Genomic DNA, 11,420 nt, shown 5'->3' with positions numbered 1-11,420 from the left:
CAGGGCCGGGCAGGGCTGGGTCGGTCAGGGAGATCGCGGGCTCGGGTAGGGCCGAGCCACGCGGGCGGCGACGTCCGCGGCCACCTCGGTGAGGCGGACGCCGAGACGGGTGATCTCGTCGCCCCTGACGACCCGGCCGAACATCATGGCGAGCAGGCTCGCCACGGCCCGGCCGTCCGCGCCCAGCACGGGGACCGAGATGTGGTTGACCGGGTAGGTCTGGGCCGGGTCGAGGTCGTCGATGAAGTAGCCACCGGCGCTCAGCCGCGCCGCCGCGAGCCGGCGCAGCGCGGCGAGGTCCACCGTGCCCGCGGCCGAGCGCAGCCGGTGCAGGTCGGCGGCGACCGGATGCGCCGGCGGGATCTCCCGGGTGACGAAGAACCCCAGGCGCAGACCGGCGCGCAGCGCTCGCCGCAGCGAGTCCTGGGCGGCCTCCGGCAGGGGGACGACGCTGCGGCCGAACCAGCGGTCCAGGTCCGAGGCCGAGCCCCAGGCGACGAACGGCGCGCCCCAGGGCGGGGCGAACGGCATCCGGGCCCCGACCTCGCTCAGACCGTAGGTCGGGTCGGGGTTGCCGACGCGTTCGAGTACCACGATCTGGTCGTTGTCGACTGCGAGCACCGAGCACGAGACGTCGAACTCGGCGGTGACGCGGGCGAGCGCGCCGAGCGCGGGCCGCAGGTCGACGAACCCGCTGAGGACCGCCTGCCCGGCGGTGATGAGCGCCGGGCCGAGCCGGTAGGCGCGGGTCGTGGAGTGCTGGACCAGGTAGCCGTGCTCGACGAGGGTGTCGGCGATCGCGAGGCAGGTCCCCTTGCTGACGCCGGCCGCGCGCGCGAGCTCCGAGAGGCCGTAACCCCGGTGTGGGTGGCGGATCAATACTTCAAGCACGCTTACCACCCGCACGGTCGGATTCGACGTCGCCATCGCGGTAGCTCACCTCCGCCTGCCTGCTCGGCCGGGCCGCGCCTGGCCCGGCCGAGCGGTGTCCGGACCGGCCCTAGTCCTTGTGCCCGACCGCGGCTTCGTAGAAGGAGCGGTCGACGACCTTGGACTCGTCCATCGGCGCGTCGTACTTGAGCGCGCCACTCTTGATCATCGCGTCCTGCAGGCGGGTCGACGTCCCCGACCTGATCTCCCAGTCGGTGACGAGCGACGGCGTCTGGGTGAGCTGGGCGGCCGGCAGCTCGACGACCTTCGCCAGCTCCTCCACGAACGCGGGGTCCGACTTGTAGTCGGCGGCGAACTCGGTGTTGATCGCGCGGACCACCGCGCGGGTGAAGGCGACGCCCGCCGCGCGCTTCTCGCCGAGGATGTTCTGGCCGAACAGCACCCCGCCGAGCGGCTCGCCGGCCGGCTGCCCGCCCAGGTAGGTCAGGCCCGGCTTGTCCACCAGCTGGATCCACAGCGGGTCGAGCACCCAGGCGCCGTCCACCCCGCCGTTGACCAGCGCGGTCACCACGTCGGCCGCCGGCAGCGTCTGGAACTTCAGGTCGTCGAACGTCAGGCCGGCCTTCTCGGCCTGCTGGACGATCGGGTACACGGTCGGGCTGCCGTTGCCCAGGACGCTCGCGATGGTCTTGCCCTTCAGGTCGGCGAAGGTGGCCGGCCGGCCGTCGACGTCGCGAGCCCAGATACCGGTCTTGCTGGTGGCCGGCGCGGAGAAGTTGCCCATCACCCAGCGAAGCCCGAAGCCCTGGTTCACGGCGTTGAAGAACGCGGCGTCGGGAGATCCGACCATGATGTCCGTCTCGCCCTGCGCGAGCAGGCTCAGGCCGTCCGCGGCCGGTACCTGGCGCAGCTCGACCTCCAGGTTCTCCTTCTCGAACTCGCCGTTGGCCAGCGCCCAGCGGATCGGCGCGATGAACTCCGCCTTCGGCGTCGCGGCGGTGATCACGAGTTTCGTCTTTGTGGCGAGGGGCTCCGGCGCCGGCGCGTTCGCGGCGCAGCGGGCCGGCGCGCGGGTGGCGGAGCGGTCGGCGGGGTCGGTCCAGCCGTTCTCGCAGCCGGCGACGGCCTTGATCGGCGCGGCGGACGCGGGCGTGAACTCGTCGCCCGTGGTGTCCCCGCCACCGCACGCGGTGAGCAGGATGCTGGCGGACAGCGCCGGTAACAGGAGTAAGGAGAGACGGCGACGAGACCTCATGGGGGTCCTTCCTCGGTGCGGGAACGGTCGGCACCGGTCCGCGGGCAGGGGAGGCGGGTGCCAGGCGGGCGATCAGCGGCTGGCGGGGTTTCGCGTGGGCTGCGCGTGAGCGCGCCGCCCGAGCCCGAGAAACCCCGCCGGCCCAGCGCCGACGGCGGGTCGGTCGGGCAGGCGGACGGAAGCCGCCCAACGAGGGACGGAAGCCGCCCGGGGAGGGGCGCAAGCCGGATGGCGAGCGCGAGGGCTGGGCCGGAGGCTCAGCTCCGGACGCGTTCGTGGTCGGTCGGCGCCCACCGGGTCACCCGGCGCCCGACCGCGCGGACCAGTTCGGCGAAGAGCACACCCTCGATCGCGACGACGACGATGCCGACGAACATCTGGTCGTTGATGAACAACGTCCGCGACTGGAAGATCAGATAGCCGAGGCCGTTGTCCCCGACGATGAACTCGGCGGCGATGATGACGAGGAACGCGACCCCGGCGGCGACCCGCATCGCCACGAACATCTGCGGCAGCGCGGCCGGGACGAGCACATGACGGAACATCTGCCAGCGGTTCGCCCCGAAGCAGCGCCCGGCCTCCCGGTAGCCGTCCTCCACCGCGATGATCGCCGACATCGTCGAGATCCAGACGAAGAAGAAGACGGTCACCGCCACCAGCGCGATCTTCGGTCCCTCGCCGAGGCCGAACATGGTCAGGAAGACCGGGAGCAACGCGAGCTTCGGCACGACGTAGAGCGCGTCGAGCGTCGGCTCGAGCGCGACCTGGATGAGCCGGACCGAGCCCATCGCCAGTCCGAACAGGATGCCGGCCGCGGTGCCGATGGCGAACCCGGCCAGTACCCGGGCGGTGGTGTGCCAGATGTCGCCCCACAGCTGTCCGTCGCCCAGCATCTCGCCGCCGGTCCGGACGATGTCGATCGGCGACGGGTAGAGCCGGGCATCGATCCAGCCGAGCCCGCTCGCCGCCTGCCACAGCCCGAGGAGCAGCAACGGGACACCCGTGGCGAGACCGATCTCCAGGACGGCGCGGCGGCGGGCGCTGCCCGTGGGGTCGCGTTCGGCCCGGCCCGGGGCTCGGACGAGGACCTGCTCGGTGGCAAAGGCGCGCGTTCCCGTCATCGCTCAGGCTCCCTTCGGCGCGGCCGGCCCGGCCGCCGGCTCTGGGGCCGGCTGGGTTGCCGGCGCGGCGGCCTGGTCCGCCGCGCCGCCGGGGCGCGGCGCGCCTCGCGACGAGCCCTCGCCGCTCTGGGCTCCTGGGGTGGCTCCCGGTCCGCCTCGCGCGAGGTTCTCGGCCTCCACCTCGCCGCGCAGCAGGGCCCACAGCTCGCCCCGGAACGCGGCGAACTCGGCGGACTCCCGCACCTCGGCCGAACGCGGCCGGGGGAACGGTGGTACGCGTTCGGCCAGGATCCGCCCCGGCCGGGCGCTCATCACGACCACCCGGTCGCCGAGAACGATGGCTTCCTCGAGGCTGTGGGTGACGAACAGCACGGTCCGGCGTTCCGCCTGGCAGATGGCGAGGAGCTCGTCCTGCAGGATGGTGCGCAGCTGGGCGTCGAGCGCGGCGAACGGCTCGTCCATCAGCAGGATCTCTGGTTCGACCGCGAGCGCCCTGGCGATGGAAACCCGCTGCCGCATCCCGCCGGACAACTGCCGGGGGTACGCGTGCGCGAACTCGGCCAGCCCCATCCGCTCGAGCCAGGCGCGCGCTCGCGCGCGGGCCTCGCCTCTGGGCACCCCCCGGACGTCCAGGCCGAACCGCACGTTCGCCTCGACCGTCTTCCAGGGGTAGATGCCGTAGTCCTGGAAGATCATCGCGGCGGGGTTCGGGGAACCGGCGCGTACCTCCACGCGGCCCCCGGTGGGGCGGGTCAGACCGGCGACGATCCGCAGGAAGGTGGACTTCCCGCAGCCGGACGGTCCGACGACGCAGACGAACTCGCCCTCGCCCACGGTGAGGTCGAGCGGGCCAAGCGCGTGCACGGCCTTGGCCCCGCGCCCGAACACCCGCTCCGCGCCCAGAGCGCGGATCTTCGGTGGACCGGCGGGACCAGCGCCGGCTAAGGCCGGGTCCCCGGATTCTGTGGCCGCCTGAACAGTCATGCGCACACCAGCCCTGCCGCGCGGGCGGCGCCGCCGGGCGGCGCCCCCGTCACCGAACGTCGGTTCAATACTTCGACCGAGCGGTCAAATTGTTGAACCCGACTCTAGAACGCGTTCTGCTTCACATCAAGTGCTTCGGCCGCCTCGTGGCCTCGTGCGCGCGGACCGACGGCCGGGCGGACTCGGCGAAGCGTCCGCGCCGAAGCGGCGACAGGAAAGAAACGGCTACGGCTACAAGGAAGCAGCCGCGACGGCTTACCGGGACGAGGCGGCCTACAGCGACGGCGTCAGCCGTCCGGGGCGGCGTAGACGCGGGTGCCGGCGACGAAGGTCTGCAGGACGCGGGTCTCGCCGATCTCGCCGGCCGGGCCGGCGAAGGGGTCACGGTCGAGCACGACCAGGTCGGCTTCCTTGCCGACCGTGACGGTGCCGGTGACGTCGTCGAGGTGGTTCACCCAGGCCGACCCGGAGGTGTAGGCCGCCAGCGCGCTGGCCAGGTCGAGGCGCTGCTCCGGCAGGAACACCTCGTGCTCCGCCCGGGTCACGCTCTCCGTCGGCGCGGGCGTCCGGTTGACGGCCACATGGAGCGCGGCGAGCGGGTTGGGAGTCGACACCGACCAGTCACTCCCGGCCGCCAGCACCGCCCCGGTCTGCTGCAGCCCCCGGAACGGGTACTGCCAGGCGGCGCGCTCGGCGCCGAGGAACGGCAGGTTCAGCTCGATCATCTGCGCCTCGAGGACCGCCCAGAGGAACTGCAGGTTCGCGGCGACCCCCAGCTGCCCGAAGCGCCCGACGTCGTCGGGATGGACGACCTGCAGGTGGGCGATGTGGTGGCGCAGGTCGCCGCGCCCGTTCGCGGCGATCGCGCGCTCGACCGCGTCCAGGCAGTCGCGCACCGCCCGGTCGCCGATGGCGTGGAAATGCACCTGGAAGCCGGCGGCGTCCAGCGCCGGCACCGCCTCCAGCAGGACCTCCCGCGGGAAGAACGCGATCCCGCTGCCGAGGCCGCGCCCACTCCGGTCGCCATGGCCGCCGCACCCGCAGGGGGACAGGTACGGGTCGAGCATCGCCGCGGTGAAGTTCTCCGGAACGCCGTCCTGCATGATCTTCACGGTCGTCGCGCGGAACCGGCCGTGGGAGTAGGTCTCGCGCCGGTGCCGCAGGTCGTCGAGCTGCTCCACGCCGCGGTCGCGCTCGAACCACAGCGCGCCGACAACCCGGGCCGTGAGCCGGCCCGACCGGGCGAGGGCGAGATAGGCCGGCGCCGGGTCGGCCGCGTTGCCGTACGTCCCGACGATGGCGTCCTGCCAGGCGGTGACACCGAACGAGTGCAGGTACTCCTGGCCCCTCAGCAGCGCCTCGACCATCCGCTCCGGGGTGTCGGGCGGGACGAGCCGGCTGACCAGGGCGATCGCGCCCTCGTGCAGGGTCCCGGTGGGCGTGCCGGCGGCGTCCCGTTCGATCCGGCCGTCGGCCGGGTCGGGGGTGCGCGCGTCGACGCCGGCGAGTTCCAGCGCCCGGGAGTTCACCCACGCCCCGTGGCCGTCCCGGTTCATCAGCATCACGGGCCGGTCGGGCACGACCACGTCAAGATCGGCCGCGAGCGGCGTGCCACCCGGGAACGCCGGCATGCTCCAGCCGCCGCCCAGGATCCACTCCTCGCCCGGGTGCGCCCGGGCGTAGGCGGCGACGGCGGCGAGGTAGCCGGCCCGGTCGTGGGCGCCGCCCAGATGGCAGCGCAGCAGGTCGAGCCCACCCCACGCCGGGTGGACGTGAGCGTCCTGGAAGCCGGGCACGAGCAGCTTCCCGGCCAGGTCGACGACCTCGGTCGACGAACCGACCAGTGCCTCGGCGTCGCGCCCGACGGCGACGATCCGCCCGCCACGCACCGCGACGGCGTGGGTACGCGTGCGGGCGGCGTCGGCTGTGAACACCGGCCCGCCGATGAAGACCAGGTCCGCGTCGCTCATCGGCTGTCCGTACCTCCGGCGATCGTGCTGGCGATCCGCGACGACGCCGCGGTTCACCGCGAGATGACGCCCACCAGTGTGAGCGCGGTGAGCGACGCCGCCAGCCGGATCGCCCAGCCGGCCGCCGCCCAACGAGGAGGCGGCGCGCCGATGACGGAGCTGATGACGGAGAACGGCCGCGGCGCGCACCACTGACCTGGACGAGCGGCGGGCTCGCGACGCCGTCCAGGATGTTCATGGGCGGCGGGGTGCCGCGTCGACGGGCCACATCCCACCCAGCCGAGCCATCCGCTAGGATGCGGAGGCAGTACCACGCGGGTGTAGTTCAGAGGCAGAACACGAGCTTCCCAAGCTTGCAACGCGGGTTCGATTCCCGTCACCCGCTCTCGAGCGCGACCAGGTCCAGCCGAGGTGGACCTGGTCGTTTTTTGTTGCCCTGTTCAGACGAGTCCGCGCTCCCCGGATGTCAGCCGGCCGGGTCGACGAGGCGGGCCAGGGTTTTGGGGGCCACGAGGGTGTAGGAGACGCGGACCCATTCGGCGAGCTGGTCCCAGCGGTCCTCGGGCTCGTCGGGGGTGATGGTCAGCCGGACCCAGCCGTGGCGGCCGAGGCCGTAGCCGGCGGGCTCGGCACCGGGCTCGGAGGCGACCACCGCGGCGGCCTCGTCCTTCGGCAGCTTCACGGTGAGGTGGTTGGCCTCCGGGTCCGTGAAGACGAAGTTCTTGCCACGGACGCGGAACGTCGGCTCGCCGTCCCAGGCCTCGATGTCGACCCGCGCGGCTTCGGGCAGTGCCAGCGCGACCGCCATCAGCCGGCGCATGTTCTCGGTCATCCCTGTGTCGTCCGTCGTCCCCGTGTCGTCGGTCCTCTCCGAGGCGCTCATGTGAGCGAGAGTCGCACATGGTCTGGAACGCCGCGTGGGGCGCGTACGCGGCGTCGTACTCGCGGGGTCACGGCGGAGTCCGGTGGCCTGCGCCGGTGGCGTGGTGCAGTGGCGTGGTGGCCGTGGGATCCGGAGGTTTCGGCCACCACGCCACTGGTCTTGGGGGTTACTCGGTCAGCCTGAGGTCACACGGTGACTTCGAGCGTCCCGTCGGCCGCGAGACCGACCGGGTAGCAGCCAAGGGGTTCCGCGCCGGACGCGGACTCGCCGGTGGACAGGTCGAAGACGTGGGCGTGCAGCGGGCAGATGACGACGGCGTCGTCGGACTGGCCGTCGGCGAGCGGGCCGCCGGCGTGCGGGCAGACCGCGTCCACGGCCCGCAGCCCGCCGCCGCGCAGCCGGAACACGGCGATCTGCTGGCCGTCGACGGCGTAGGCCCTGGCCTCGCCGACCGGGATCTCGGCGACCGGCCCGAGCCGGTGGACGGCCCCGGTCCGCCGGGCGCCGCTCGCGGTACCGGCGCCGGCGCGGGCGCCGCTGCCCGGGCCGGCACCGGTGGTCTCGGCGCGCATCGCGCTGGTCGTGGCGATGGCGGCGTCCATCGTGGCGCTGGTCGTGGTGTCGGTGGCGCTCATCGGACCGGTACCCGGGGAAGGGAGACGAGCGGGAGGGACGCGCGGAACTGGCCGGGGGTGGCCGGCTCGTCCCGCTCCAGCCACGGGTCGCGGTAGGCGTCGATCGACTCCTGGATCCGGGCGTCGAGGTCGGCGGCGATGCCCTCGGTGTCGTCGACCACGACGGCCCGGATCTTCTCGATGCCGACCCGCGGGACGAACGTGTACGTCCGCTCCAGCCATTTACCGTTCTCGCGGTAGTACTGCAGGAACCGGCCGGTCAGGGTCATGACCTCCTCGGGGCTGTCCACCGTGGCGAGCAGGTCGCCCTTGCGGACGTGCGCGCCGCCCGCGCCGCCGATGTAGATCTCCCAGCGTCCGCCGTCGATCGCGACGACGCCGACGTCCTTGATGAGGCCCTCGGCGCAGTTGCGCGGGCAGCCGTTGACCGCGAGCTTGAGCTTCCCTGGGCTCTCGAGGCCGTGGTAGCGCTGCTCGATCGCGACGCCGAGCGCGGTCGAGTCACCGACCCCGAACCGGCAGAAGTCCTTGCCGACGCAGGTCTTCACCGTGCGGAAGCTCTTGCCGTACGCGTGGCCGCTGGGCATGTCGAGATCCGCCCAGACCTTCGGCAGGTCCTCCTTGCGCACGCCGAGCAGGTCGATGCGCTGGCCGCCGGTGATCTTCACCATCGGGACGGAGTACTTCTCGGCGACGTCGGCGATGCGGCGCAGCTCGTCCGGGCTGGTCACGCCGCCGGCGATCATCGGGACGACCGAGAAGGTGCCGTCCTTCTGGATGTTGGCGTGGACACGGTCGTTGATGAACCGGCCGTCGCGCTCGTCGACGAAGTCGCCGCCCCAGACGATGCGCAGCAGGGACGTCAGCGCCATCTTGCTGGCCGCGTCCTCCCGGCCGTCGGGCGCCAGCGCCGCGAACACGGCCGACACCGATCGCAGTTCCTGCTCCCGCACCGCCGCCATGAGGGTCGGCTTGTCCATCGGGACGCCGGGGACGTACCAGTTCGCGGACGGGTCGTCCTCGACGTCGCCGTCGGCCGCCCACTCGACGATCTCCTTGACGAGCGTCTTGCAGGACCCGCAGCCCTTGCCGGCGCGGGTGGCGTTCATGACGCCGGGGACCGTCTTCATCCCGCCCTTGACGCAGGCGACGATCTTTCCCTTGCTGACGCCGTTGCAGTTGCAGACCTGGGCCTCGTCGGCCATCTCCGCCGCGCCGACCTCGGCCGCCGGCAGGCCGATGTCGAACAGCAGCTTCAGCCGCTCCTCCGGCAGCGGCAGGCCGTGGTCGAACGCCTGGATGAGCGAGGCCGACTTGGCCGTGTCGCCGAGCAGGGTGGCACCGACGAGCTTGCCGTCGCGGATGACGACGCTCTTGTAGACACCCTGGCGAGGCTCGACGAACCGGACCACCTCGTCGTCGGGGTGCTCCGCGTCCTTGAGTCCCATCGCGGCGACGGCCACACCGGCGACCTTGAGCTTCGTCGCGGTCTTCGAACCGTGGTAGGCCGCGTCCGGGTTCACGCCGGTGATGTGCTCGGCGAGCACCGTCGCCTGCTCCCACAGCGGCGCGACCAGCCCGTAGACCTGGCCGCGGTGCTGGGCGCACTCGCCGACCACGTAGACGTCCGGATCGTCGACCGACCGCATCTGGTCGTCGGTGACGATGCCGCGCTCGACGGTCAGCCCGCCGCGCAGGCCGACGTCGACGTTCGGCCGGATCCCGGCCGCCACGACGATCATGTCGACGTCGAGGCGCGTCCCGTCCGCGAACTCCAGTCCCACCGCTCGGCCGAGGCCACCGCCATCCCCGGCAGCGCCGCCGTCGGTCTCACCGTCGCCGGTCTCGTCGGCGGCGAGCAGGACCTGCGCGGTCCGCGCGCCCGGGTGCACGGTGATGCCGAGCTCCTCGACGCCACGCCGCAGGATCCCGCCGGCCTCGGCGCACAGCTGCTGGTTCATCAGGGTCGGCGCCGCGTCGATGACGTGCACCTCGAGCCCGTAGGTCTGCAGCCCGCGGGCGGCCTCCAGGCCGAGCAGACCACCGCCGATGACCGCCGCGGTCCGCCGCCCGCCCGCGAAGGCGATCATGGAGCGGCAGTCGTCGATCGTGCGGAACGCGAAGACGCCGCCGGGAAGCTGGCCGTCCGGGCCGGTCAGGCCCTTGATGGGCGGGATGAACGAGCGGCTGCCGGTCGCGATGATCAGCTTGTCGTAGGGAGTGACGGTGCCGTCCTCGGTGGCGACGACGCGCGCGTACCGGTCGAGGCCGGTGACCCGGGTGCCGGCGCGCAGCCGGATCCCGTTGTCCGTGTACCACTCCGGCGTGTTGAGGAAGATCTCGTCTTCCGTGTCGGCGCCGGCCAGCACGTTCGAGAGCAGGATCCGGTTGTAGTTGCCGTACGGCTCGTCGCCGAAGACGGTGACCTCGAACAGGTCGGCCCCGCCGCGGGCGAGGATCTCCTCGACGGCCCGGATGCCGGCCATGCCGTTGCCGACGACGACGAGTCTCTGGCGCCCGCCGGCGGGCGTCTGGCGGTGCTCTCGCTGCGCCGGCACGGCGCTGATCGCCTTGGCCGCGGGAGAGGTGCCGGTCCTGGAGGGCGTGATCGGGGTGTTCTCCGTGATGGTCATGTCGCGCTCGCCTAGAACTCGATCAGGCCGAAGTCGATGATCACGTTGCCCTCGGCGCCCTCCGGGGCGGCGAGGTGCAGCTCGACGCGGGTGTCGCCGAGCAGGTCCTCGACCACGCGCAGCGGGACGTGCACGTCGGCGCGGGCGCCGATCGGGAAGTAGCGCATCGGCGCGCCATCCCGGATGAGCAAGACGTAGATCAGCTGGTCGGAGGAGTTGCCGCCGCGGAAGTACACCGGCTGGGTGGTCGTTCCCGGTGGGACCGTGTAGGTCAGCGCCGGGTCGAGGGGAGCCGGCTTCGTCAGCCCTTGTCCCTCGAACGAGAAGACGCCCTGCAAGAAGCGGGGTGTGCTGTGCATACGACGGTCCTTCCGGTGTGGCGCGGGCGCCATGCCTTCCGCGGGGTCGGTGCCGGCACCCGCGGAGCCGGCGCCGGGGGAGGTGAGGGCGGCGGCCGGGGAGGACGCCGCTGGGGAGGCGGTCGCGTCGGCCGGTCGGGCCGAGGCGCCGCGCGGGCGGGACCACTCGGTCGCGACTGGGACGGTCGCGCCGGTCGGCGGCGCGTCGCCGCCATCGGGAAGCTCGTCGATCCGGCGCAGCGCCACCGCGCATGCCTTGAACTCAGGCATGCGTGAGGTCGGGTCGAGCGCCGGATTGGTAAGCAGGTTGACGGTCGAGTACCCGCCCCAGTGGAAGGGCGCGAACAGGGTGTCCTGGCGGATCGTGTCGGTGACGCGGGCCCGGAACACCGCCCGTCCTCGCCGGGACCGCAGTTCCACGAGATCGCCGACGGTGATCTCGTGCTGGGCGGCCAGCACCGGGTGCAGCTCGACGACCGGGTCGGGATCGTCGGCGACGAGTGCGCGCACCCGCCGGGTCTGCGTTCCGGACTGGTACTGGCGCATCGTGCGGCCAGTCGTCAGGTAGTAGGGGAAGTCGCCGTCCGGCGGCTCCACCGCGCCCCGGTGTCGCACGGCGATGAACCGGGCCCGACCATCCGGCGTGGCGAACCTGTCCAGGAACAGCCGCGGCGTGCCAGGGTGAACCG

9 protein-coding genes, 1 tRNA gene and 1 pseudogene are annotated in these 11,420 nt (G+C 72.6%); 2 read left to right on the top strand and 9 right to left on the bottom strand.

Going from position 1 to position 11,420, the window contains the following annotated elements; translation table 11 throughout:
• Positions 1-24 precede the first annotated feature (24 nt).
• From I6A81_RS07795 to I6A81_RS07775, 5 genes and pseudogenes are all read right to left on the bottom strand, one after another.
• Positions 25-927 (bottom strand): helix-turn-helix domain-containing protein, encoded by a 903-nt coding sequence (locus I6A81_RS07795; protein ID WP_202999536.1) that lies wholly within the window; start codon positions 925-927, stop codon positions 25-27.
• 73 nt (positions 928-1,000) lie between these two features.
• On the bottom strand, positions 1,001-2,146 hold the full coding sequence (locus I6A81_RS07790) for an ABC transporter substrate-binding protein (RefSeq protein ID WP_202999538.1): 1,146 nt from the start codon (positions 2,144-2,146) through the stop codon (positions 1,001-1,003).
• Positions 2,147-2,403: 257 nt separating this feature from the next.
• The gene (locus I6A81_RS07785) at positions 2,404-3,267 is read right to left on the bottom strand and encodes an ABC transporter permease (protein ID WP_202999540.1); all 864 of its coding nucleotides are present in this window, start codon (positions 3,265-3,267) and stop codon (positions 2,404-2,406) included.
• Positions 3,268-3,435: 168 nt separating this feature from the next.
• Positions 3,436-4,251: pseudogene (locus I6A81_RS07780) on the bottom strand (ABC transporter ATP-binding protein); the annotation flags it as partial.
• A gap of 287 nt (positions 4,252-4,538) precedes the next feature.
• Positions 4,539-6,221 (bottom strand): amidohydrolase, encoded by a 1,683-nt coding sequence (locus tag I6A81_RS07775; RefSeq protein ID WP_202999541.1) that lies wholly within the window; start codon positions 6,219-6,221, stop codon positions 4,539-4,541.
• Between the two features lie 24 nt (positions 6,222-6,245).
• On the opposite strand from I6A81_RS07775, the gene I6A81_RS07770 reads away from it, so the two are divergent.
• The gene (locus tag I6A81_RS07770) at positions 6,246-6,416 is read left to right on the top strand and encodes a hypothetical protein (RefSeq protein WP_202999543.1); all 171 of its coding nucleotides are present in this window, start codon (positions 6,246-6,248) and stop codon (positions 6,414-6,416) included.
• Positions 6,417-6,535: 119 nt separating this feature from the next.
• Positions 6,536-6,606 (top strand) — tRNA-Gly (locus tag I6A81_RS07765).
• Positions 6,607-6,687: 81 nt separating this feature from the next.
• On the opposite strand, the gene I6A81_RS07760 is transcribed toward I6A81_RS07765, so the two are convergent.
• From I6A81_RS07760 to I6A81_RS43080, 4 genes are all read right to left on the bottom strand, one after another.
• Complete coding sequence (locus tag I6A81_RS07760; protein ID WP_202999629.1) at positions 6,688-7,053, bottom strand: MmcQ/YjbR family DNA-binding protein; 366 nt, start codon at positions 7,051-7,053, stop codon at positions 6,688-6,690.
• A gap of 236 nt (positions 7,054-7,289) precedes the next feature.
• Complete coding sequence (locus I6A81_RS07755; RefSeq protein ID WP_202999631.1) at positions 7,290-7,676, bottom strand: Rieske (2Fe-2S) protein; 387 nt, start codon at positions 7,674-7,676, stop codon at positions 7,290-7,292.
• A gap of 59 nt (positions 7,677-7,735) precedes the next feature.
• The gene (nirB, locus tag I6A81_RS07750; RefSeq protein ID WP_202999545.1) at positions 7,736-10,372 is read right to left on the bottom strand and encodes a nitrite reductase large subunit NirB; all 2,637 of its coding nucleotides are present in this window, start codon (positions 10,370-10,372) and stop codon (positions 7,736-7,738) included.
• 11 nt (positions 10,373-10,383) lie between these two features.
• Positions 10,384-11,420: molybdopterin oxidoreductase family protein (locus I6A81_RS43080; protein WP_238438287.1), on the bottom strand; the 1,037-nt coding region annotated here is incomplete at its 5' end.

Source organism: Frankia nepalensis (assembly GCF_016786325.1).
Lineage (GTDB): Bacteria > Actinomycetota > Actinomycetes > Frankiales > Frankiaceae > Pseudofrankia > Pseudofrankia nepalensis.
The sequence above is the reverse complement of the archived record's forward strand: the minus strand, read 5'-3'. Positions and strand labels throughout refer to the sequence as shown.

Excerpts from the sequence above, each read along its gene's own strand:
- nirB (WP_202999545.1), bottom strand. The coding sequence starts at position 10,372 with ATGACCATCACGGAGAACACCCCGATCACGCCCTCCAGGACCGGCACC.
- I6A81_RS07760 (WP_202999629.1), bottom strand. The coding sequence starts at position 7,053 with ATGACCGAGAACATGCGCCGGCTGATGGCGGTCGCGCTGGCACTGCCC.
- I6A81_RS07795 (WP_202999536.1), bottom strand. The coding sequence starts at position 927 with ATGGCGACGTCGAATCCGACCGTGCGGGTGGTAAGCGTGCTTGAAGTA.
- I6A81_RS07775 (WP_202999541.1), bottom strand. The coding sequence starts at position 6,221 with ATGAGCGACGCGGACCTGGTCTTCATCGGCGGGCCGGTGTTCACAGCC.
- I6A81_RS07785 (WP_202999540.1), bottom strand. The coding sequence starts at position 3,267 with ATGACGGGAACGCGCGCCTTTGCCACCGAGCAGGTCCTCGTCCGAGCC.
- I6A81_RS07790 (WP_202999538.1), bottom strand. The coding sequence starts at position 2,146 with ATGAGGTCTCGTCGCCGTCTCTCCTTACTCCTGTTACCGGCGCTGTCC.
- I6A81_RS07755 (WP_202999631.1), bottom strand. The coding sequence starts at position 7,676 with ATGCGCGCCGAGACCACCGGTGCCGGCCCGGGCAGCGGCGCCCGCGCC.